Here is a 20,888-nt window from a genome sequence, read left to right as displayed (position 1 = left end):
CAGCGTTTTACACGACCAACGCCATTGAGAGCCTGAACTCCTCATATCGCCGTCTGAACAGCCAGAGAAGTGTTTTCCCCAGTCAGCAGGCCCTGTTAAAGGCCTTGTATCTGGCAACGTTTGAGGCTACCAAGAAATGGTCTATGCCCATTCGGAACTGGGGCAAGGTCAGAGGCGAGCTGACGATTATGTATCCTGATAGATTGTAAAAATTTTGATGCGGCTCTTTAAGCAATTCATAGAAGACCTATTTACAGACTTTTATTCACACCCTCGCATGGGGTCTGGTTCCCTGCTTTTGCGACTCATAGTGTCAGCTTTTTCCCTGCTCAACACTTTGGATTTCTTCCTTAGATGCGCATTTTAGTGCATAGGTATCAAATGCTGGAGAATCAGGAATCCGTATTTCTAAGCTGGTAATTTTGCAAAATGAAGCATTTCCCCTGGTCATGCTGATATCAAATACATGCCCGCCTTTTCTTTTATCCTCTGAGAGAAAATGCATATGCCATCCCGCTGCATTAATTCCATCCATATAGTCAGGGTAATATACGCATACCAGTGAGCCTTTTATATTTTCAAAAATAAACGCTTCCTGGGTGATACTTAATGCGTCTTTCAGTGTCACATGATGAGCTTTCGTTCCTGATTCTGACCGTGCATCTACCCTTGAGAATTCTCCGTTGATTCGAACTGCATACATGGAATTAAGACCAAATTCTTCCTCGATACGAAGCGTCAGCCATTCCTTTATCTGTTCGATAGTATCCATCTTCTCGAATGTCTCTGTTCTATGTGATTGGAAACAGCAAATGGAAGCAAATGGCACGCCTCTTTCATTCTCAGCAGGAACCACTTCTCCGTTATTTTGGGCGCGATAGCATTTTCCGTCGAGAACAATCATTTCTCCATCCACATCTTCAAAAGTTCCAAGACCAAGATTCCCGTGCTGAAGCAGTTCTCCTACTGTTATCACGGATTTTGAAAATCCCAATGCTAAAGCCTGCAGTGTAGATACCTGATAATATTTCACGAAGTTTTGCTCTATCATAGCATTCTCCTATTTCTAACTGCTCGCGTTGCCTTGAAAATTATATGCCTAAAGTCCGGTAAAAGCTTTCATCGATAACACGGCGATATTCTTTTAACACGGGGCTATAGCCCTTGGTGTCATTGAAGAATCGCATTTTATAAGCGGACACAAAAGCAACTTCAGCAGCATGAGGAACGAATGGGTTACCTTCAGCATGACTGTAATCGTGATGGATGTTCCAATCCATCCAGCCATTTTGGCGAAGACATGCCACAGATTTCCGTTCCCAATTATAGCGGAAGTAAGCAGTGAAGTTACCAATGACTTTATATGGACCGCCTACATAGGTTTCATGCTTGCTCCAGTACTCATCGGAAAACTGAATCCGAATGATATTTATGGCGATTTGATAGTTGGGGGGATTGTAGTTTTGAACAACAACAGATGACCTGTCAGCATAAGTGCCAACGCCCATACCACCGTCGACACATACATAATTGCCATTGTCGAGTGTATCAGGATATAAACTACTGGCACTGGCTAACATACAGGGGAGCAGCAGAAGCATGGTAAAGAGCCATGCTTTTAGCATTTTTCGCATAGGTATTCTCCTTTCGTGTGTATAGATGACTTTGAATTGGGATATAAATTCTAGGCTGATAATAAAATGTCCTGCAAATAATGTAAAGGAGGCTTCGAAAACGAAGCGTAAATTTTGGAATGGCATGGGTTAAAGGCTCGTGCTTTTTCCTTTTGCCGTTTAGAAATTTTTTTCGTAAGGGGTATTGACTTGAAGTTCACTCAAGGGTATAGACTTACAGACATCAGTTGAATGAAAGATGTTTGTAAAGGAGTAAATTCATGTATTTAGAGAAAGTCAATAGTCCTCAGGATATTAAAGGTTTTTCTGCAGAGCAGCGCAAGGCACTGGCACAGGAAATGCGGGATGCCATGCTGAAACGAGCCAGCATCCACGGTGGCCACTTCGGCCCGGATTTTGGGATTGTGGAGGCGGTCATTGCCCTGCATACGGTGTTTGACTCGCCAAAGGATAAATTTGTCTTTGACATTTCCCATCAGGCCTATCCCCATAAGATGCTGACGGGACGCAGGGATGCTTACCTTTACGAAGAGCATTATGATGATGTGTCGGGCTACACCAACCCGGAGGAAAGCGAGCATGATATGTTCAATGTTGGCCACACATCCACTTCCATCAGTTTGGCCACTGGTCTGGCCAAGGCCCGCGACCTCAAGGGGGACAAGGAGAATATCGTTGCCATTATCGGCGATGGTTCCATGAGTGGCGGCGAGGCTTTGGAAGGGCTGGATACGGCCGGGGAAATGAAGTCCAATCTGATCATTGTGTTCAACGATAATAACCAGAGCATTGCTGAGGTTCATGGCGGCATGTATAAGGGCTTCAAAGAGCTGCGTGATACCAACGGTAAGTCAGAGCGTAATCTGTTCAAGGCAATGGGGCTTGATTACCGGTTCGTCGCTGACGGCAATGATACAGAAACACTGATATCTGCTTTTGAAGAGGTTAAGGATATTGACCATCCGGTGGTAGTGCATATCGTCACTCAAAAGGGAAAAGGCTATAAGTTTGCCGAAGAGAACAAAGAAGACTGGCATTGGCATATGCCCTTTGATATTGAAACGGGCGAGGTCAAGCAGGCGCTGGTTGATCCCTACGCAGAGCAGACCGCCGAAACTTTCCTGCGGCTGGCCAAGGAAGATAAGAAATTCATTGCCATCTCTGCAGCTACTCCGGCCAGCATGGGGCTTACGCAAGCTCGTCGTGAGGAACTTGGAGAACACTACATTGACGTTGGCATTGCTGAGGAGCAGGCTGTGGCCATGGCTTCCGGGCTGGCGCGCAATGGCGCTCATCCCGTATTTGGCGATTATGCTTCCTTCTTCCAGCGCACTTATGACCAGCTGGCGCAGGATGTCTGTGTCAACAACAGCCCCGCAACCTTCCTGGTGTTCTGGGCCTCCATGTACGGCATGAACGATGTGACGCACCTGGGTTTCTATGATATTCCCATGATGAGCAATATCCCGAACCTCGTGTATCTGGCACCGACTTCCCCGGAAGAATATCAAGCCATGCTGGACTGGGCCATTCCGCAGGATAAATATCCCGTGGCTATCCGCGTCCCCCATGCCATGGTGGGCAGCTCCAAGCGTCCGGTGCGCAAGTCTTATGACGAACTCAATCGGTACGAAGTGGTGAAGGAAGGCAGCCATGTAGCCCTGATCGGCTTGGGCAATTTCTATAATCTGGCGGAAGAAGCAGCGACCAAACTCAAAGAACAGGGCATCGAGGCCACGCTGATCAATCCGCTGTTTATCACCGGGCAGGATAAGGAATTGCTGGAAAAACTGAAGGAGAATCATGAACTGGTGGCAACCTTGGAAGATGGTGTGCTGGATGGCGGTTTCGGCGAAAAGATTGCCCGCTTCTACGGCGCAGACAAAATGAAGGTATTGAACTTTGGTTTGGCGAAGAAGTTCTATGACCGCTATGACTATAATGCCCTGGCTAAAGAAAACCACCTTACGGCAGAGCAGATTGCAGAGGATATTCTGGCTAAACTGTAAGAATATCCAGCGCAGGTGGCAAAAAATGTGTGGAAGCCTGTGATAACGATTTTTGACCAGTCAATTGACTGGTCAAATTTTTTACAAAACATATTGACACAGTGTCATTATAACCCTATAATACAAAGTGTCAATAAAAGTTACATTGTGTCATTTTACTGCGACGGAGGAATATAGATGCCAAAGATATCGGAAGAAGAGATGCTGGCACGGCGGGAAAGTATTGTCGATGCCTGTGCCAAACTGTATGAGACGATGAGTTTCAAGGACATCACCCTGAAGGAAGTTGGGAAGGTCACGACCTTCAACCGCACTGCCATCTACAACTATTTCAACACCAAGGAGGAAATCTTCCTGGCGCTGATGCAGCGGGAGTACGAATTATGGGTGGCAGACTTAGAGGGCATGATGGCAGCGCATGCTGCTATGAGCCGGGAAGAACTGGCCTCTGCGCTGGCACATTCGCTGGAGAAACGTCAGCGCCTGCTGAAACTTCTGTCCATGAATCACTTTGATATGGAGGAGAACAGCCGTCATGAGAATCTGGTAGAATTCAAGAAAGCTTATGGTGCTTCCCTCAAGGCGGTGCATCGCTGTCTGGACAAGTATTGTCCGGAGATGAGCGAGGCGGAAAAGACGAGCTTTCTTTATGCCTATTTTCCCTTTATGTATGGCATCTATCCCTATGTGATGGTGACCGACAAGCAGCGGCAGGCCATGGAGGAGGCCGATGTAGGTTTTCGTTACTATTCGATTTACGAAATCACCTACAACTGCCTGCGCAAGCTTCTGGGCGTGGAGAAGAGCGTGTAACAGGTGAGTTAAATCATTTGAATGTGTGTTAGGAGGCAACAAAGATGAAAGTTTTGGTAATGCATGGCAGCAAGCGTAAGAACGGCAATACGGGGATTTTGGCCGGTGAGTTTATCCGTGGTGCCGAGGAGGCTGGCCATCAGGTAGAGCGGATAGAGCTGGGCGATATGAATTTCGGTGACTGCCTGGGCTGCATGGCCTGCTGGAAAAATCCCGGCAAATGCGTGCAGAAGGACGATATGACGGCGGTGCTGGAAAAATTCGGGCAGGCAGATGCAATCGTTTTTGCTTCGCCCATGTATTTCTTTTCCTGGACCAGCCTGATGAAGCGCGGCATTGACAGATTGTATCCTTATATGACCATTGCCAAGGATAAGACTTTCTACCTGATTACAGCAGGCGGTGTACCCGAGGCAAAGCTCTTTGACAATATGCTGCAGGATTTCCAGAAATATGTGGAATGCTTCAATATGCATGGGGGCGAGAATAACCGCAATGGCGGCCATATCCTGGGCAAAGGCGCACTGGCTCCGGGAAATGTAAAGGAAACTGTTGCCATGCAGGAAGCCTATGAGATGGGCAAGAATCTCGGCAAAAACTAAAGGCTGAAGCCGGTTTTTCATGTTTTAGGAGCTATAGGATAATGAAAAGACGCGATTTCTTGAAAGTAAGCGCCTTGGGCGCATTGGCACTCTTGGGCACAGGTGGCGGTCTGCTCGAAACGGCTGCTGCCTCGCCGCAGGAGGTAAGGCTTCCACGTGGGCGCAAGATTGATATGCATGCTCATGCCATGCTGCCAAGTTATATAGAAGGGTTGCAGGAGCTGGGCATAGATGCGGCAGCGGAGGAGGGCTATCCCTTACCCAAGTGGTCGGAGACGGCACATCTTGAATTCATGGCCGTAGCAGGTATTGACTATACGGTGCTGTCGCAAGCCACGCCGCATATTTACAATGGGGACGAAAAACTGTCCTGCAAGGTGGCACGGCGGATAAATGTGGAAACAGCGGCATTATGTCAAAATTATCCGGACAAATTCGGTTTTGTGGCGGCTCTGCCCTTCCCAGCCATTGATGGTTCCATCGAGGAAATAGCTTACGCTATGGATGAATTAGGAGCCATCGGCGTGAAGGTGCCCAGCAATGCCCAGGGAATCTATCTGGGGGATGAACGCTGGGAGAAAATCTTTGCCGAGCTTGACCGCCGCAAGGCGCTGGTCATCGTCCATCCCAGTCCCGCCCCGCAGCTACCAAGGCAGGGGACGGTAACGGGCAGGGTTATGGCGCTCTACGAGTATCCGGCAGATACCACCAGAGCGATGCTGAATCTGCTCGCCAGCGGCATGCTGGAACGCTATCCCCGGATAAAACTGGTAGTGCCCCATTGCGGCTCCTTCCTGCCCTATATGAAGCAGCGGGCGAAGGCCATGTTTGCCATGCTTGCCGGGATGAAGATGATGGAGCCGGTGGATATGGAAAAAAGTATGGGCAATCTCTATTTTGACCTGGCCGGAGATCCCATGCCCGATGCGCTGGATATGCTATTGAAAATCACGAATCAGGAGCATATCCTGTATGGCAGTGATTATCCCTATGTACCAGCACCGGTGCTGCTCCAGAAGAAAGCGGCTTTGGACAGGGAACTTGCCCAGCGTGAATGGCTGGAACAGATATATTGTCAAAATTCGCAAAAGTTGATTTCTTAATAGCGAAAATTTTTTTACTTTTAATATTGACATGGTGTCATTTAGAGAATATAATACAATCATCAAATAAAAGTTACACGGTGTCATTTAAAGCGCGAGAGGAGCATATACAATGAGTGAGAAGAAAATGCCGAAAATAGCTTTGGGGGCCTGGTCCTGGGGTTCTGGTGCAGTTGGCGGTGATCAGGTGTTTGGCAATCATCTGGAAAAGGAAGATTTGCAGCCGATTTTTGACGCGGCCATGCAGAACGGGCTGATAGGGGGATAATGTTATGTTTATCATCAATCAGACACTTAAAGCAGACAAAATCCCTGCAGGTAAGTAAGGCATTATAAGCGGTGTTTACGCGAATGGAGAGTTTATGTCGAATAAGATTTATTTGAGTGAAGTGATGATGCCCAGCCAGACGAACCCCAATGGCAATGTTCATGGAGGCGAATTGATGAAGATGATGGATTCCACGGCGTATGCTGCGGCCCGCAAGTACAGCCGTTCCAATGTGGTGACGGCCCGGGTGGATGAGCTGGAATTCCATACACCAATATTGATTGGCGACTTAGTGACTTGTACTGCTGAAGTTATTTATGTAGGGCATACTTCCATGGAAGTGGCGGTTAATGTGGAAGTGGAAGTGCTGGAGGCTGACCAGGGACCGCAGCATGCGCTGTCCGCGTATTTCACCATGGTGGCATTAGACCGCAATGGCCGTCCCATGGCCGTGCCGCCGTTGGAACTTGAAACCGAAGAAGAAAAGGCAGCTTTCGAGGCTGCTAAAAAACGCCATGAGCTTTACCATCAGCGAAAAAAACAGCGGGAAGAAGCGTCTGCGCGTGTGATTGGCAAATGAAATAATACTCGACTTGAAGTTCATAAGACAGGAGGATGGCAGGAATGAAATGCAGAGTGGGAAAATTTTTGGCGGCAGGAATTTTAGGCTTTAGTCTGACTTTGAGCAGTTTTACCGCATGGGCGGCACCGGCCTGGACATTGCCGGAAAGCGGACTGAAATTGGATGATGCGGCTAAGCAGGCGCATGTGGCAGCCATGATGGAGTCGCTCAAACATCCAAAAGGAAAGCCCGCACCCTATGAAGCTCCGGATGGCTGGTCTTATGAAACATATGATGCAGGTAATGTGACCATGGAAAAGCTGGTCAATCCTGCGGCTGGCACGGACAGGATTATTTTCCATCTGCATGGCGGCGGCTATATTCTGCCACAGGACAATAATCACCGTCAAATGACGGAAAAGCATGGTATATTGGCCAACGCTCGGGAAATGTATCTGGTGGATTACCGCATTGCCCCGCAGCATACTTATCCTGCTGCTTTGGAGGATGCAGTAGCCGCCTATAAGGATTTGCTGGCCAGCGGCAAAGATGCCAGCAGAATAATCGTTACCGGTGATTCGGCAGGCGGCAATCTGGCTTTGGCATTGTCCTTGTATCTGAAAGAAAACAAACTGCCCCAGCCTGCCATGCTGATCCTGATTTCCCCGTGGACAACGCTGGAAACGAATCTGCCTTCCCGTAAGTATAATGCCAGCAAGGATTTGATTTTGGGCAGTAATAATCCTATTATGTATGGGGAAGTGAAGAACCCTTCCTATGGCAAGGGTTATAAAGCAAAAAATCCCCTGCTGTCTCCACTGAATGCGGACCTGTCCAGCCTTCCCCCAATGCTGATTCAGGTTGGCAGTTATGAACTGTTCTTTGATGAAGGTATTGACCTGGGTAAAAAAGCCTCTATGCAGGGCGTAGATGTAACCATGACGGTTTACCCAGGGATGTCCCATGATTTTGCCCTGCTCCTGCCGGAACTGCAGGATAGCGTGGATTCCTTTGTGGAAATCCGTGATTTTATCAACTGGCATATGAAATGATGATGATGGATTTAATGACGGAGATGGTGTGCATGAAATATACACAATTAGGTAATTCTGATTTACAGGTGTCCCGTATTTGCCTGGGCTGTATGGGCTTTGGCAATGCTGCTACGGGCCAGCACAGCTGGACGGTCGACGAAGCGGATACGCGTGAGATTGTAAAGCATGCGCTGGCTGAGGGCATAAATTTCTTTGACACGGCTATTGCTTATCAGAACGGTACCAGCGAAGAATATTTAGGCAGGGCGCTGAATGATTTTGCCAAGCGGGAGGATGTGGTGGTAGCCACGAAGTTCCTGCCCCGCAGCCAGCAGGAAATCGAAAAGGGCGTGACCGGTCAGGAGCATATCCAGAGACAGTTGGACCTTAGCCTGCAGCATCTGGGCATGGATTATGTGGACCTCTATATCTATCATATGTGGGATTATCAGACGCTTATCTATGATATTCTGGATGGTATGACGCAAATGGTCAAGGCAGGCAAGGTTCGTTATATCGGTATCGCCAACTGCTATGCCTACCAGTTAGCCAAGGCTAATGCGCTGGCAGAAAAAGAAGGTTTTGCGAAGTTCGTATCGGTGCAGAATCATTACAATCTGCTGTTCCGGGAGGAAGAGCGGGAAATGAGCAAACTTTGTGCCGAGGATAATATTGCCATGACGCCATACAGCGCGCTGGCCAGCGGCCGCCTTTCCCGCAGGCCGGGAGAAATTTCCCGGCGCTTGCAGGAAGACAGTTATGCCAAGCTCAAATATGATGGCACGGCTGATACGGACGAAAAGATAATCCTGCGGGTGGCAGAACTAGCCGAAAAATATCAGGTATCCATGACAGAGATTTCTCTGGCCTGGCTGCTCACAAAAGTCACCGCTCCCATAGCTGGTGCCACGAAACTGTATCATATTGACGGTGCGGTAAAGGCGGTGGAGCTTGACTTGTCAGATGAGGATCTTGCCTATCTGGAAGAACTCTATATCCCTCACAAGCTGGTGGGCGTGATGGCGCAAAACACCCGTAGCGGCAATAAAAAAGAGCAGGTTTAGATGAAGAATGCACCCAAGGGTATGCAGTAATCGTAAATAAAATAAAGAGGACGCTATTTCAGTAAAAAGAATATTTTTTTACCTTTAATATTGACATGGTGTCATCTTGATATAAAAGAAATAAGTATTGTAGAAAAGAAAGGTGTTTATAATCATGAAGAAAAAGAATTTTGTTTTAATGGCAATGATGGCAGCGCTGACTACTTCGAGCATAGCTTCAGCTTCTACGATCACAGTAGAGGGTTCTATACAGGGAAATACTGCCGTAACAATGCAGGATGGCGTGATTGCGAAATCCTATCCAATCAACAAGGACCAGGAAGTGATTTACTACAGCGCCAATAGCAGCGATGCAGGTTCAATCAAGGAAGTTATCGATCATAATCCAACGTCTTATCAAAAGATGGAAGTTGCAGGCCATACGGTTGAAAGCTGGGTGGAAAATGGTGTGGCTTACACTAAGGACAATGGGCAGTTGGTAAAATCCTATAAAGTCAATGGGCATATAGATGAAATCGTCGCAAAATCTGGTGATGATGCTGGTTCCATCATCCGTACGGTAGATCATAATCCAACACTTGAGCAGACGGTTACCCTGCTGGGCCATACAGCCAAAAGCTGGTTGGAGGGCAATGAAGTAAAGTCCGAAGTTGATGGCAGACAGGGCAAGACATATACAATCAATAAAGATATCGAGACGATTTATTATGACAGCAAAAGCAGCGACAATGCAGGTTCCATTAAAGAAGTAATCGATCATAATCCTGATTGCTATCAGACGATGACGATTGAGTTGGGGGAGTAAGTATAGGAAAGAGCAGAAAGATGAATCTTCAAGGTAAAGTTGCCCTCATCACGGGGGGCGGTACGGGAATTGGCCGGGCGATAGCATATCGTATGGCCAAGGAAGGGGCCTCTGTGGTCATCATTGGACGACGGGCCGAAAAACTGCAAGAAAGTGCTGCCAGCCACCCGGGAATCAGCTATATGATTGCGGATGTATTGAAATCCGCAGACATTTCTCAAGTGCTGGATGATATAGACAAACGCTTTGGCAGGCTGGATATTGTGGTAAACAATGCAGGGATTGCCCCGATAACCCCTATCGAAGGGATAAATATGGCAGATTACGACAGAACATTTGCGTTGAATGTTCGGGCTGTCATTGATGTAACCAGTCAGTCTATCCCTTATCTGAAAAAATCGAAGGGAAACATTGTAAATATCACTTCAGGTCTGGTAACCAATCCAATGCCTATGAATTGTGTTTACACAGCGAGCAAGGCTGCTGTTTTGAGCATGACGGAAACCTGGGCTAAGGAACTGGCTCCTCATGGCATTCGTGTCAACAGCGTAGCAGCAGGAGCTACAAGAACACCTCTTTACGATAAGTTGGGACTTACGATTGAGGAAACAAAGGATTATGAGGCGGCAGTGAAGAAAAATATTCCCTTAGGACGATATGCAGAACCAGAAGAAATAGCTGGTGCTGTGGCCTTTATCGCCTCAGACGATGCCAGATACGCTACGGGAGCACACTGGCGTATTGATGGTGGCTTTGGAATGTAAAATGCAAGCAGGTCAGGAGGAAAATGAAATGTTTATCATCAATCAGACGCTCAAGGCAGAAAAAATTCCTGCGGGAAAGGGCGAAGAACTCTTTAAGCAGCATGTGGCATGGTTCACCAAGCATTTTGAAGCCGGTAATTTTATTCTGGTTGGGCCTTATATCGATAAGGAAATGGCCGGTATCATGATTTCTCCAGCTGAATCCAAAGAAGCGGTGGAGAAGATCCTGCAGGAAGATGTGTATTATGCAGATGGCCTAGCTGACTATGAAGTCCGGTCTTTCACCGCAGGCAAGGTAGCAGCAAATTTTGCTGAATTTGCAGGCCGGTGAAATCCGCTAAGCCCTCTGTCGCGAAAGGTTCAGACCGCGTGAGACAGAGGGTTTTTTAAATAATGCTTGACCTGAAGTTCACTTCAAGTGTTAAGGTAGAAATAACCGGATATCATCGGGCAGAAAGGAGAGTTACATGAAGGGAAAGAAAATCTTGGCCGCAGCAATAGCTGCAGGCATGATCATGACAAATTTTACATTTATGGAGGCAGCTATGGCACAGACGAAAAAAGCAGTAAAGATTACACAGACCGCAGGCAGAACGCAATTAGGGGAATTTGCTCCGGATTTTGCCCGCTATAATGATGATATTCTCTTTGGAGAGGTATGGTCAAAAAATGATGTCCTGTCCCTGCATGACCGTAGCATCGTGACGGTTTCGGCATTGGTGGCCAGCGGCATGACGGACAGCTCTTTGAAATATCATCTGCAGTCGGCAAAGAAGAACGGCGTTACCCGTGAGGAAATGGCTGAGGTCATCACCCAGCTGGGGTTCTATGCGGGCTGGCCCAAGGCCTGGGCGGCGTTCAATCTGGCCAAGGAAGTCTATAACGAGCCAGTTACCCAGAATACAGAGACCAAAGGAAACAATCATATGGATTTGGAAACCATCAAGGAAACCAGCCTGTTCCCCGTTGGCGGTGAAAATGTCAACTATGCCCAGTACTTTGACGGCAAAAGCTATCTCCATATGGTTTCCCTCGACCAGGTAGTGATTGGCAATGTGACTTTTGAGCCGGGCTGCCGCAACCATTGGCATATCCATCATGCCGACAAAGGCGGCGGGCAGATGCTGCTGGTCACTGCCGGCCGTGGCTGGTATCAGGAATGGGGCAAGCCTGCTCAGGAATTGAAGGTGGGAGATGTTGTGCATATCCCCGCAGGTGTCAAGCACTGGCATGGTGCCGCCAAGGACTCCGCCTTCCAGCATATCGCCATCGAGGTGCCGGGTGAAAATACTTCCAATGAGTGGTGTGAGCCGGTGGAGGAAAAAGAGTATAACAGATTGCCGTAGATGGATATGAATGGTTGAGAAAGGAGCAAAACGCATGAAGAAATTATGGATTGCCTGCTTGTCCATGTTGATGGTACTGGGGCTGATGGGCTGTGGCACGGATAATGGCAAGGCCGAGGAAAAGACACCGCCAGCTAAAACGGTGGCTCAGGCGGCTAATACTGATGCTGCGGCAGCAGGAGATAAGATCTTAGTCGCTTATTTTTCCGCGACAGGCAATACGAAGAAGCTGGCGGAGAATACCGCCAAGGCCCTGGGCGCAGATTTGTATGAAATTCGGCCGGAAGCCCCCTATACGGCCGAAGACCTGAATTACAATGATGAAACGACCAGGGCCACGGTAGAGCAGAAAAATGATGGCTTCCGCCCCTCCTTAGCGGACAAGAATGCCCCCATTGCCAGCTACAAGACCATTATCCTGGCTTATCCCATCTGGTGGGCTCAGGCGCCCCGCATCATGGACACATTCGTGGAAAGCTATGACTTTACGGGCAAGAATATGACGGCTGTCTGCACCTCCGGTGGCAGTGATATCGGCAGCAGTGCAGATTATCTGGCCAAGCTTACCAAAGGCAAGGCCAATTGGAAACCGGGCAAGTTATTCAGCCCGCAGGCCGGCACAGATGAAATCAAAGCCTGGTATAATGGCTTAGGCTTCTAAATTGCATATCATCAAGAAATTTATGGGCAGTATAGATTGGCTGGGGGGATTGTGTAATGAAGGAAAAAATGACTCGCAGGAATTTTGTAAAGCTGGCAGGTATGGCCGTTGCTATAGCCGCTTTGCCAGGGTGTGCGACCTTTGCCGCTGACGAAAAAGGTGCAGGAGCAAATGAGCCGTTGGGGAAGGCGAAAGTCGCTGGTACCGGCGGGGAGCACTATCTTCCCTATAGGGAGCGGCAAGGGGCAGAGTCGGTGGTTTATTTTACCCGCGACCTGTCGGCGGCCGGACTGCTGAAAATCTATGACAAGGTGAAGGATAAGCTGGGTGGCAAGGTGGCTGTCAAACTGCACACGGGTGAGCCCCATGGCCCCAATATTATTCCCCGCCCCTGGGTGAAAGATTTGCTGCAGAACCGCCTATCGGAGGGCACCATCATCGAAACCAACACCTATTATGGCGGTGGCCGTGATACCACCGAGAAACACCGGGAGACACTGAAGACCAATGGCTGGACGGATTTCACCACGGTGGATATCATCGATGCAGAAGGTACGGCCATGTTACCGGTGCCAAATGGCAAGTGGTTCACAGAGATGTCCGTGGGCAAGGATATGCTGAAGTACGACTCGCTTTTGACCTTGACGCATTTCAAAGGGCATGCTATGGGCGGTTTTGGCGGCTCCAATAAAAATCTCGGCATTGGCTGTGCGGATGGAAAAATAGGCAAGAAGATGATTCATGCCGGAGAAAGCGGTTCCCAGTGGGGTGTGACTAATGAGGAGTTCATGGAGCGCATGACTGAATCCACTCAGGCAACGGTCACGCATTTCAAGGACAAGATTGCCTTCATCAATGTGATGCGCAATATGAGTGTGGATTGTGACTGCGCCGGTACCTCGGCTCAGCCTGTCGTCACGCCGGATATTGGCATTGTGGCCTCCCTGGATATCCTGGCTGCGGACCAGGCTTGTGTGGACTGTGTCTACGCCCTGCCGGAGGAAAGCAAGCATGATTTGGTGGAGCGCATGGAATCCCGTCACAGCATGCGCCAGCTGACCTATATGAAGGAAATGGGCATGGGCAATGACCGCTATCAGCTGATTGACCTCGATAACGGCGACAAAGTGATCACGGCTGCCGAAGCCGTAAAGGATATCAAGGGAACCTGGGGAACAGGCCAAGCTTGATTCTTTCTATCAACAGTACCTCAAGTAAATAAACCCTAAGACAGCAGATTTTGACCGGTCAATTGACTGGTCAAAATTTTGCTCATAATACTGACAAAGTGTCAATAATGCTGTGCAAAAAAATAGCTTGACTTGAAGTTCACTCGAAGTGTTAGAGTGGATTTCAGCAGGAAAAATTTATTATTTAAGCAGGAAGGTAAGGGAAAATGGACGTATATAAGAAACAGGTGTTTGATGAAGAACGGGCCTTGTATGGCAAAACGGGGGTACAACTGATTGCTTGCCGTTTTGATGGCCCCGCAGATGGGGAAAGCGCGCTGAAGGAGAGCCGCGACATTGAGGTGCAGGACTGCTTTTTCAATCTGCGCTATCCCTTCTGGCACGATGAACGTGTGCGGATACAGAATGCTGAAATGACGGAGCTGTGCCGTGCGGCGTTGTGGTATTCCCACAATGTTCATATTGATCGGTCAAAACTGCATGGCATCAAGGCTCTGCGGGAGTGCTCGGCGGTAACTATCGAAAATTCGGACGTGATTTCACCGGAATTTGGCTGGTCGGTCAGGGATATCACCATGCGGCAGACCAATGTGACAAGTGAATACTTCATGCTGCGCAGTGAAGGGCTGCATTTTGATCATGTGACACTGCAGGGCAAATATTCCTTCCAGTACATTGAAGATGCAGAATTTACAGCTTGCGAGTTGAATACCAAGGATGCCTTTTGGCATGCGCAGAACGTGACCGTCAGGGACAGCATTATCCGCGGGGAATATCTGGCCTGGTATTCGGAGAACCTGACGCTGATAAACTGCACCATTATTGGCACGCAGCCCTTCTGCTACTGCAAGGGCCTGAAACTCATCAACTGCCGGATGATCGATACGGATCTGGCCTTTGAAAAATCCGAAGTGGAAGCTGAAATCACCACGGTGGTGGATAGCATCAAGAATCCAAAGTCCGGTACAATCAAAGTGACGGGCGTGAAGGAAATCATTAGGGATGATGTGGATGCCAAAGGCCGCATCGTTCTTGCCGAAGAATCTCATTGCGCCTGAGGGAGTGTAGGCCTATGAATTACCGGAGCATAAATCGGCGCATGGCCGTAACGGCGCTTTTGCCGTTGCTGTTTGTGCTGGCCATGAGCTTTCATTATATCCCCAAGCTGCTGCATGAAATCATAGGCGCAGCCTGGCTCCTGCTGGCAGGAGTTCATCTCTATCAGAACCGTCACTGGCTGAAAAGCCTGCAGCAGGGCAAATGGACTTTCCAGAGGACTTTGGGCACGGTCATGGATATCCTGCTGCTTGCCGTGGTGCTGGTGGCTGTGTTTGCCGGCCTTGGCATATCCAACTTTCTGCTGAAAGATATCATGCCGCTGGAAATCCAGCGCAGCATTGTCATTCATCAGTATCATGTGTCCCTGCCCTATGCCCTGCTGATTTTGTGCGGCTTCCACTGGGGCCTGCATTTCAAAGGCTGGCTGGGGCAGTGGCAAAAGGTCTTTGGCTGGAAACTGTCTGCTGTGGCTAAACGGGCAATCGTGGCAGCCTTGAGCCTGGCGGTGCTCAGTGCGGGCATTTATGCTTCGTTCCTGAACCGCATCGGCGACCGCCTGCTGATGAAACATATCTTTGCCACGGCCGCCACCAATGAACCGGCGGCCATCTATGTACTGTTGCTTTGCGGAACCATCGGACTCTATGTTTTGCTCGGAGCCGCATTGCAGCGTTATCTAAAAGCATGAACATTTGATATTGGAGGTAATAACATGAGTAAGAAATTAGTAGCTTATTTTTCCGCCAGCGGTGTGACGGCAAAGGCTGCCAAGAACCTTGCCGAGGCGGCTGGGGCAGATTTGTTTGAAATCAAGCCGGAAGTGCCCTATACCCAGGCCGATTTGGATTGGCATGATAAAAATTCCCGCAGCTCCGTGGAGATGCGGGACAGCAAATCTCGTCCGCAGATTGCGGCTGGTGATGCCAAGGTTGCGGACTATGATGTGATATTTGTGGGCTTTCCCATCTGGTGGTATGTGGCGCCCACCATCATCAACACCTTCCTGGAAAGCTATGATTTTGCCGGCAAGACCATAATTCTCTTCGCCACATCCGGCGGCAGCGGCTTTGGCAAGGCCGTGGAAGGGCTGAAAGACAGCGTGGCAGATAGCACCGTTATCCGGGAAGGCAAACTGCTGAACGGGAATCCTTCGGTTGCTGAACTTAAAGACTGGGTGGAAAGCTTATAAGCGTGACAAGTATCAGGCAATGTGCATGAAACATGTGCATTGCCTTTTGTCGTGGGTGAGGCAGGTATTTAGGCGGTGAAGATTGAATTATACAATCGAGAGATGAAATTCAAAAGTGTACAAGAGGATAGGAGTGTGGTGGATATGGTGGATATGGTGGGATTGTTTCGCATGAGCGCAAAAAAGGCTTTACTGCTGGTATGTATGCTATGTTTTACGGCCTCCACAACGATGGCAGAAGAAAAGGTGATTCCCTATCCGGCTGGGCTTGATACGGTTACAGAAGGTGCTTCATCTGCTCCAGCGGAAATCAATCATAAGGATTCACCGTATTTTACAGACCTGGATTTCTACGACATGGAAAGTATCCCGGGACGCCGTATTGTACTTCCCCACTATAAGACCTATCAACAGGCAAGAGAGTATACCTGTGGCCCTGCCGCTGCCTTGACCGTGCTTTATTGGTATGGGAACAGGGATTATGATGAAATGAGCTTGACAAAGGCCATGAAAACCCAGGGGTATCCAATCGGTACCGGGCTTAGAAATATGGTTGGATTCTTTAAAGGAATCGGCTGGGAGGTGCGCAGCAGCCTGAACAGCGATAAACTTAGCCGCTATGAGGATTTCCGTACCTTTATCCTGGAATCGCTGGCTCATGGGAAACCGGTACTGGTGGAAAATATAGAGTGGGGCGGTCATTGGCGGGCTATTATTGGCTATGACAACATGGGAACGAAGTCAATGCTGGATGATATGCTTATTTTTGCAGATCCTTACGATACTTGTGACCATAAACAGGACGGATATACCGCTGGCAATGCTACAAAATTCTACTCCATGTGGTTTGATCATTCCATGCTGCCTAAGAAGGAGCGCTATCAACCTTGGATTATAGCTTATCCGAAGGACGCTGATACTGTAGGAAAATAGGGGGATTGATTATGAATAAGATGAAAAGAATATGGTTCTATGTATTCCTGGTTTGCCTGTTGATTGTGCCCAATTATACTGTCGCATCTACGGGGGCAACGAATACGGATGGTGGTATGTATGTTGTCAACTGTGAAAGCTGGATAAGCCTTCGGGCATATGCATCTACAGATGCTCCCGTCATCGCGAAGATACCACTTGGAGATATGGTGAATATTATTGATGACAATGATCCCTGCTATCAAAAGATGATATTTGCCCATGTCCGCTATCATGGGAATACGGGTTATGCATTATACAGCTATCTGACTCCTCATTGCACGTTATACCGTGTGGCCAACTGTAATGAGTGGATAAGCCTGCGTTCAGCACCGTCCGCGGATGCAGCGGTGATTACCCGTATTCCGCTAGGGGAATACGTTCGCTTTGTCAAAGCAGGCAGCAACGGGTACTACTATGTTTACTACAAAGGAAACCTTGGTTATGCACTGGCTGAGTATCTTTCATAAGTAATGAACAGGTGTTTTCCTTAGTGTGTAATATTTATCCAGAGGCGTAGTGAAATACTAATAGCGAAAATAAAGCCATCAATAAGGCAGATATCTCAATCTGTGCTTATTGATGGCTTTTGCTATCTGATAGCGGTTAATCTTACTGTTCTACTTCAGCATCGTCTGCAGTATATTCCTCCAGGGAGTTTTCCCGCACCTGGATGCAGATGAAGCTGATGCCTTCATTGGCAGCTGCCGAGAATTGACGCCGCGCAGCTGGGGCAATGCGCAGCCAATCGCCAGCTGCGAGTTCTACGGTCTGCCCGTCAATCACAGCTGTGCCCTTACCGGCCGTGACGAAGTAAATCTCCTCGTTTTTCTTGTGGTAGTGTACAAAGGGAACACCAGCTCCGGCGGGCAGGTTGTTGACGCTGATCTCTACCCCCGTCAGATTCAATTTGTCATGCAGCTCAGTTCTTGCATCGCTTGCCACACTGATTTTGTTAAAATTTGCCATTTGATTTTCCTCCTAAAAATATGCTAATCACAACGTTGTGAGAGCGTTGATTATTATGTCATGTTTGCAGGCGGCGTGATGAGGTATCGTCAGTTATTATGCTTTAACCACGCTAATGCGTTCGTCGATATGGCTTCCCTTGGTGGCTTCGTCAATCATGGCGATGGCGTAGTCGGCGTAGCTGATTACGCTTTCCCCGGCAGGGTTCAGGGGCAGTTCCTCGCCGCCAAGGATATATTTGCCAGTACGCTCGCCCTCGGCCTGGAAATCGCAAGCGGGACTGATATACGTCCACTTCACATCTTTGCGTTCACGCAATTCGCCAAGAGCCTTGGCCATAGCAGTGGCAAGGGGCTTGAACATATCCGGGAAATTGGGGGCATCGGAAACACAGACGGTATGTTCTTTGTTCACATACAGGCTTCCGGCACCGCCAACTATCAAAAGGCGGGTGTCCGTGCTGCTCAGAATGTCGCAAAGGTGCTTCAGGGACTTGCTGTGCAGGGGGAGTGCTTCTTCAGCCTAGGCACCAAAGGCGTCAACTACCACATCAAAGCCCTTGAGGTCTTCTATCGTTAGGTCGAACAGGTCTTTGGAAATTGTCTTGGTGGCAACGGACTTGTTTTCACCGCGAACTACAGCCGTAACATCAAGACCACGGTCTACGGCCTCCTTGACGATGAGTTTGCCGGACTTACCATTTGCACAAACAACAGCGATTTTCATTTTGTATTCCTCCATTAAATTTGAGTTGTAATAATCTTACTTACAATGAAATAATAACACCGTTGAGATGTAATGTCAATAGTTACAACAAAAGTTTTTTATATTTTTAAGAGGCTTTTGTAGACTGCCAAGTCCTCATCCTTGAACACGTTGAAGATAACCTTCAAATCGCTGCCGGAAGAGGCAAGCCAGTTGCTGACAGTATTCAGGGCGATTTGTGCTGCTTCCTCGCGGGGATAGTGGAATTCACCTGTGGAGATACAGCAGAAGGCAATGCTTTTGAGTTGGTGCTGGGCAGCAAGTTCCAGACAGGAACGATAGCAGGAGGCCAGAAGCTCGGCTTCTGCTACGTTGGGCTGGCGGTTAGCTGGGATGATGGGGCCTACGGTATGAAGGACAAATTTGCTGGGCAGGTTATAGGCGGGAGTAATCTTTGCCTGACCTGTAGGTTCAGGATGCCTCTGCTGTTCCATCAGTTGGGCACAAGCTTCTCGCAGCTGCAAGCCCGCTGCCGAGTGGATGGCGTTGTCGATGCAGCCATGGCAGGGAGCAAAACACCCCAGCATGGCACTGTTGGCCGCATTGACGATGCCGTCTGCGGCCAAACGGGTAATATCGCCCTGCCAGAGAATCAGATTATGGGCTGGTGCACCTTGGGGGGTGATATTCTTAGCGATTTCATCTGCTATGGTAGGCAGTTCATTAGGCTTTACCAAACCTTTGATAGTTGCTTCCTCTTGCAACAAGATGTCCTGTTCCCGCAGAAAGTCAGCGGTTATGGGGCCGGGGGGCCGCAGGTTCATCAGAGAACGCAGCAGCCGTCTTTGGGCGTGTAGTTCATCGGGGAAAGTTGCGGCATCTGCCTTATACTGGGGCATTTCTTCCAACAGTATCCTATTGAGGTATTGGATTCTTTCTAAGGTATTCATGAGTAGTCCTTTCTTTAGCGGATGAGTTCTTGCAGGACAGAGGCAATATCATCGTCAATAAGAATGCTTTGCCCCTTGATATCATCGGGAGAGCCAGCTTCCCCTTTATTGAGGCAGACGTATGTGGCCAGAGGATTGGTTGCTGTCATTTTCCAAAATGGGAACTTGATGATGCCGGGAGTGTTCATGCCCACGCCCAGCTCCAGATAAAGGATGAAGCCTGACTGATGCTTGCTCAGGAAATCATGGTAACGTGCGGCAGCAGCGTGCCATCCCTCATCCTCTACAAAAGAACCATCTGACCGGAGATTCATTTCCATTTCCTCCCCGCATATGGGGCAATGGGGCACAAGCTCCGTGGGGATTTTCATATTCCGCTGTTCCTTTATCATGCGGCGGACGGTTTCCTCATTGTCATAGGTTTTGTGATGGCAAGGTGTCTGGCACTGCCAGAGACCATAATCGCCCTGCGTATAAAACAGCCGCTGCTTGTTAAAGCCGTTGTTCTGGAAAAGATGGTCTACGTTGGTGGTCAGGACAAAGTAGTCCTTGCCCTGCAGCAGTTGCAGCAAGGCTTTATGTACCGGACTTTCCGGCTGGTCGTAGCGGTTGTAGTAGATATGACGGCTCCAATAGGCCCATTTTTCTTCTGGAGTTGGAAAGGGATAGAACCCCGCTGAATACATATCCCCGAAATGGTATTTCCCGATAAAGTCGGCAAAGTGCTGGTAGAATCGTTTGCCGCTGTAGGTGTAACCGGCAGCAGTGCTGAAGCCGGAACCGGCACCTACGAGAATGGCTTCGGCATTTTCTATGGCTGTTTTCAGCTTTTTGATCGCAGCAGACATAAGCTCATCTCCTTGATTTTGTTGACCTTTTAAAATGGATGTAATATAATATGTTACAACGATTATATACAACGATTGTTGTAATGTCAATAGATACAACGACTTTTAGGAGGATTTTTCATGCAGTTTTCGTTTCGTCTGCCGGTAGCGACACATATATTGCTTTGTATCGAGCGGTTCAAGGATGAGTACAAGGCTACTTCCACCTTTTTGGCCAGCAGTGTCAATGTCAATCCGGTTATCATCCGCAAAACATTGGGCCAGCTCAAAGCCGCCGGCCTGGTGGAGGTGGCAGCAGGTGTCGGTGGGGCCAAACTCACAAAAAGCCCGCAAGACATCAC

General features: G+C 48.6%; 28 protein-coding genes. 21 read left to right on the top strand and 7 right to left on the bottom strand.

Annotated elements, in window-relative coordinates; translation table 11 throughout:
- On the top strand, positions 1-209 hold a 209-nt coding region (locus BLQ59_RS14110; protein WP_143005373.1), incomplete at its 5' end, for a transposase.
- Positions 210-313: 104 nt separating this feature from the next.
- Here BLQ59_RS14110 and budA read toward each other — a convergent pair.
- On the bottom strand, positions 314-1,051 hold the full coding sequence (budA, locus tag BLQ59_RS14105) for an acetolactate decarboxylase (RefSeq protein WP_074573473.1): 738 nt from the start codon (positions 1,049-1,051) through the stop codon (positions 314-316).
- Positions 1,052-1,091: 40 nt separating this feature from the next.
- Positions 1,092-1,760 carry a hypothetical protein gene (locus tag BLQ59_RS14100; protein WP_218122914.1) on the bottom strand — a complete coding sequence of 223 codons (669 nt, stop codon included), beginning with the start codon at positions 1,758-1,760 and terminating at the stop codon, positions 1,092-1,094.
- 134 nt (positions 1,761-1,894) lie between these two features.
- Here BLQ59_RS14100 and BLQ59_RS14095 point away from each other — a divergent pair, with 134 nt between their 5' ends.
- The 19 genes from BLQ59_RS14095 (at position 1,895) to BLQ59_RS14010 (ending at position 17,545) form a co-directional block, all read left to right on the top strand.
- Entirely contained in the window at positions 1,895-3,643 is a 1,749-nt protein-coding gene (locus BLQ59_RS14095) for a 1-deoxy-D-xylulose-5-phosphate synthase (protein ID WP_074573472.1), read from the top strand.
- A gap of 177 nt (positions 3,644-3,820) precedes the next feature.
- Complete coding sequence (locus BLQ59_RS14090) at positions 3,821-4,456, top strand: TetR/AcrR family transcriptional regulator (RefSeq protein WP_074573471.1); 636 nt, start codon at positions 3,821-3,823, stop codon at positions 4,454-4,456.
- A 44-nt stretch (positions 4,457-4,500) separates the two neighbouring features.
- On the top strand, positions 4,501-5,058 hold the full coding sequence (locus BLQ59_RS14085; protein ID WP_074573470.1) for a flavodoxin family protein: 558 nt from the start codon (positions 4,501-4,503) through the stop codon (positions 5,056-5,058).
- 41 nt (positions 5,059-5,099) lie between these two features.
- On the top strand, positions 5,100-6,161 hold the full coding sequence (locus tag BLQ59_RS14080) for an amidohydrolase family protein (RefSeq protein ID WP_074573469.1): 1,062 nt from the start codon (positions 5,100-5,102) through the stop codon (positions 6,159-6,161).
- 112 nt (positions 6,162-6,273) lie between these two features.
- Positions 6,274-6,429, top strand: coding sequence for a hypothetical protein (locus BLQ59_RS15830; protein ID WP_256324693.1), 156 nt, complete (start codon positions 6,274-6,276; stop codon positions 6,427-6,429).
- A 94-nt stretch (positions 6,430-6,523) separates the two neighbouring features.
- Complete coding sequence (locus BLQ59_RS14075; protein WP_074573468.1) at positions 6,524-7,009, top strand: acyl-CoA thioesterase; 486 nt, start codon at positions 6,524-6,526, stop codon at positions 7,007-7,009.
- A gap of 44 nt (positions 7,010-7,053) precedes the next feature.
- Positions 7,054-8,043: an alpha/beta hydrolase gene (locus tag BLQ59_RS14070; protein WP_074573467.1), complete on the top strand. Its 990-nt coding sequence runs from the start codon at positions 7,054-7,056 to the stop codon at positions 8,041-8,043.
- 32 nt (positions 8,044-8,075) lie between these two features.
- Positions 8,076-9,089, top strand: a complete 1,014-nt coding sequence (locus BLQ59_RS14065; protein WP_074573475.1) for an aldo/keto reductase — start codon at positions 8,076-8,078, stop codon at positions 9,087-9,089.
- Positions 9,090-9,267: 178 nt separating this feature from the next.
- A complete protein-coding gene (locus BLQ59_RS14060) occupies positions 9,268-9,894 on the top strand; it encodes a hypothetical protein (RefSeq protein WP_256324692.1) in 627 nt (208 codons plus the stop codon).
- Between the two features lie 20 nt (positions 9,895-9,914).
- A complete protein-coding gene (locus BLQ59_RS14055) occupies positions 9,915-10,658 on the top strand; it encodes an SDR family NAD(P)-dependent oxidoreductase (RefSeq protein ID WP_074573465.1) in 744 nt (247 codons plus the stop codon).
- A 28-nt stretch (positions 10,659-10,686) separates the two neighbouring features.
- Entirely contained in the window at positions 10,687-10,989 is a 303-nt protein-coding gene (locus BLQ59_RS14050; RefSeq protein WP_074573464.1) for a YciI family protein, read from the top strand.
- 136 nt (positions 10,990-11,125) lie between these two features.
- The gene (locus BLQ59_RS14045; RefSeq protein WP_081342596.1) at positions 11,126-12,004 is read left to right on the top strand and encodes a carboxymuconolactone decarboxylase family protein; all 879 of its coding nucleotides are present in this window, start codon (positions 11,126-11,128) and stop codon (positions 12,002-12,004) included.
- Between the two features lie 34 nt (positions 12,005-12,038).
- Positions 12,039-12,665, top strand: coding sequence for a flavodoxin (locus BLQ59_RS14040; protein ID WP_074573463.1), 627 nt, complete (start codon positions 12,039-12,041; stop codon positions 12,663-12,665).
- A 56-nt stretch (positions 12,666-12,721) separates the two neighbouring features.
- Positions 12,722-13,855 carry a DUF362 domain-containing protein gene (locus BLQ59_RS14035; RefSeq protein WP_074573462.1) on the top strand — a complete coding sequence of 378 codons (1,134 nt, stop codon included), beginning with the start codon at positions 12,722-12,724 and terminating at the stop codon, positions 13,853-13,855.
- Positions 13,856-14,061: 206 nt separating this feature from the next.
- Positions 14,062-14,913 carry a DUF3737 family protein gene (locus BLQ59_RS14030; RefSeq protein ID WP_074573461.1) on the top strand — a complete coding sequence of 284 codons (852 nt, stop codon included), beginning with the start codon at positions 14,062-14,064 and terminating at the stop codon, positions 14,911-14,913.
- Positions 14,914-14,927: 14 nt separating this feature from the next.
- On the top strand, positions 14,928-15,602 hold the full coding sequence (locus BLQ59_RS14025; protein ID WP_074573460.1) for a hypothetical protein: 675 nt from the start codon (positions 14,928-14,930) through the stop codon (positions 15,600-15,602).
- A gap of 24 nt (positions 15,603-15,626) precedes the next feature.
- Entirely contained in the window at positions 15,627-16,103 is a 477-nt protein-coding gene (locus tag BLQ59_RS14020; protein WP_074573459.1) for a flavodoxin, read from the top strand.
- Between the two features lie 75 nt (positions 16,104-16,178).
- A complete protein-coding gene (locus tag BLQ59_RS14015) occupies positions 16,179-17,036 on the top strand; it encodes a C39 family peptidase (protein WP_256324691.1) in 858 nt (285 codons plus the stop codon).
- Between the two features lie 11 nt (positions 17,037-17,047).
- Positions 17,048-17,545 carry an SH3 domain-containing protein gene (locus tag BLQ59_RS14010; protein WP_014431082.1) on the top strand — a complete coding sequence of 166 codons (498 nt, stop codon included), beginning with the start codon at positions 17,048-17,050 and terminating at the stop codon, positions 17,543-17,545.
- Positions 17,546-17,687: 142 nt separating this feature from the next.
- Here BLQ59_RS14010 and BLQ59_RS14005 read toward each other — a convergent pair whose 3' ends face one another.
- The 5 genes from BLQ59_RS14005 to BLQ59_RS13990 form a co-directional block, all read right to left on the bottom strand.
- Complete coding sequence (locus tag BLQ59_RS14005) at positions 17,688-18,044, bottom strand: cupin domain-containing protein (RefSeq protein ID WP_074573458.1); 357 nt, start codon at positions 18,042-18,044, stop codon at positions 17,688-17,690.
- A 96-nt stretch (positions 18,045-18,140) separates the two neighbouring features.
- Complete coding sequence (locus BLQ59_RS16565; protein ID WP_371118528.1) at positions 18,141-18,458, bottom strand: NAD(P)-dependent oxidoreductase; 318 nt, start codon at positions 18,456-18,458, stop codon at positions 18,141-18,143.
- Positions 18,459-18,566: 108 nt separating this feature from the next.
- Positions 18,567-18,770: a Rossmann-fold NAD(P)-binding domain-containing protein gene (locus BLQ59_RS16560; protein ID WP_371118526.1), complete on the bottom strand. Its 204-nt coding sequence runs from the start codon at positions 18,768-18,770 to the stop codon at positions 18,567-18,569.
- A 98-nt stretch (positions 18,771-18,868) separates the two neighbouring features.
- On the bottom strand, positions 18,869-19,699 hold the full coding sequence (locus BLQ59_RS13995; protein WP_074573457.1) for a protein-ADP-ribose hydrolase: 831 nt from the start codon (positions 19,697-19,699) through the stop codon (positions 18,869-18,871).
- 14 nt (positions 19,700-19,713) lie between these two features.
- Positions 19,714-20,547, bottom strand: a complete 834-nt coding sequence (locus tag BLQ59_RS13990; RefSeq protein ID WP_074573456.1) for an SIR2 family NAD-dependent protein deacylase — start codon at positions 20,545-20,547, stop codon at positions 19,714-19,716.
- 120 nt (positions 20,548-20,667) lie between these two features.
- Here BLQ59_RS13990 and BLQ59_RS13985 point away from each other — a divergent pair.
- Positions 20,668-20,888 (top strand): Rrf2 family transcriptional regulator (locus tag BLQ59_RS13985; RefSeq protein WP_143005372.1); only part of this gene is annotated, 221 nt, incomplete at its 3' end.

The sequence above is a fragment of the Pseudoselenomonas ruminantium genome (assembly GCF_900104055.1).
Classification (GTDB): domain Bacteria; phylum Bacillota; class Negativicutes; order Selenomonadales; family Selenomonadaceae; genus Selenomonas_A; species Selenomonas_A ruminantium_C.
The sequence above is the reverse complement of the archived record's forward strand: the minus strand, read 5'-3'. Positions and strand labels throughout refer to the sequence as shown.

Bases quoted from the DNA above. Each gene is read 5' to 3' on its own strand.
- BLQ59_RS15830 (WP_256324693.1), top strand. From the start codon at position 6,274: ATGAGTGAGAAGAAAATGCCGAAAATAGCTTTGGGGGCCTGGTCCTGG.
- BLQ59_RS16560 (WP_371118526.1), bottom strand. From the start codon at position 18,770: ATGAAAATCGCTGTTGTTTGTGCAAATGGTAAGTCCGGCAAACTCATC.
- BLQ59_RS14050 (WP_074573464.1), top strand. From the start codon at position 10,687: ATGTTTATCATCAATCAGACGCTCAAGGCAGAAAAAATTCCTGCGGGA.
- BLQ59_RS14035 (WP_074573462.1), top strand. From the start codon at position 12,722: ATGAAGGAAAAAATGACTCGCAGGAATTTTGTAAAGCTGGCAGGTATG.
- BLQ59_RS14025 (WP_074573460.1), top strand. From the start codon at position 14,928: ATGAATTACCGGAGCATAAATCGGCGCATGGCCGTAACGGCGCTTTTG.
- BLQ59_RS14080 (WP_074573469.1), top strand. From the start codon at position 5,100: ATGAAAAGACGCGATTTCTTGAAAGTAAGCGCCTTGGGCGCATTGGCA.
- BLQ59_RS14100 (WP_218122914.1), bottom strand. From the start codon at position 1,760: ATGCCATTCCAAAATTTACGCTTCGTTTTCGAAGCCTCCTTTACATTA.
- BLQ59_RS14010 (WP_014431082.1), top strand. From the start codon at position 17,048: ATGAATAAGATGAAAAGAATATGGTTCTATGTATTCCTGGTTTGCCTG.
- BLQ59_RS14055 (WP_074573465.1), top strand. From the start codon at position 9,915: ATGAATCTTCAAGGTAAAGTTGCCCTCATCACGGGGGGCGGTACGGGA.
- BLQ59_RS14060 (WP_256324692.1), top strand. From the start codon at position 9,268: ATGGCAATGATGGCAGCGCTGACTACTTCGAGCATAGCTTCAGCTTCT.
- BLQ59_RS14040 (WP_074573463.1), top strand. From the start codon at position 12,039: ATGAAGAAATTATGGATTGCCTGCTTGTCCATGTTGATGGTACTGGGG.
- BLQ59_RS14095 (WP_074573472.1), top strand. From the start codon at position 1,895: ATGTATTTAGAGAAAGTCAATAGTCCTCAGGATATTAAAGGTTTTTCT.
- BLQ59_RS14020 (WP_074573459.1), top strand. From the start codon at position 15,627: ATGAGTAAGAAATTAGTAGCTTATTTTTCCGCCAGCGGTGTGACGGCA.
- BLQ59_RS14075 (WP_074573468.1), top strand. From the start codon at position 6,524: ATGTCGAATAAGATTTATTTGAGTGAAGTGATGATGCCCAGCCAGACG.
- budA (WP_074573473.1), bottom strand. From the start codon at position 1,051: ATGATAGAGCAAAACTTCGTGAAATATTATCAGGTATCTACACTGCAG.
- BLQ59_RS14085 (WP_074573470.1), top strand. From the start codon at position 4,501: ATGAAAGTTTTGGTAATGCATGGCAGCAAGCGTAAGAACGGCAATACG.
- BLQ59_RS14030 (WP_074573461.1), top strand. From the start codon at position 14,062: ATGGACGTATATAAGAAACAGGTGTTTGATGAAGAACGGGCCTTGTAT.
- BLQ59_RS14070 (WP_074573467.1), top strand. From the start codon at position 7,054: ATGAAATGCAGAGTGGGAAAATTTTTGGCGGCAGGAATTTTAGGCTTT.
- BLQ59_RS14090 (WP_074573471.1), top strand. From the start codon at position 3,821: ATGCCAAAGATATCGGAAGAAGAGATGCTGGCACGGCGGGAAAGTATT.
- BLQ59_RS14045 (WP_081342596.1), top strand. From the start codon at position 11,126: ATGAAGGGAAAGAAAATCTTGGCCGCAGCAATAGCTGCAGGCATGATC.
- BLQ59_RS14005 (WP_074573458.1), bottom strand. From the start codon at position 18,044: ATGGCAAATTTTAACAAAATCAGTGTGGCAAGCGATGCAAGAACTGAG.
- BLQ59_RS14065 (WP_074573475.1), top strand. From the start codon at position 8,076: ATGAAATATACACAATTAGGTAATTCTGATTTACAGGTGTCCCGTATT.
- BLQ59_RS13995 (WP_074573457.1), bottom strand. From the start codon at position 19,699: ATGAATACCTTAGAAAGAATCCAATACCTCAATAGGATACTGTTGGAA.
- BLQ59_RS13990 (WP_074573456.1), bottom strand. From the start codon at position 20,547: ATGTCTGCTGCGATCAAAAAGCTGAAAACAGCCATAGAAAATGCCGAA.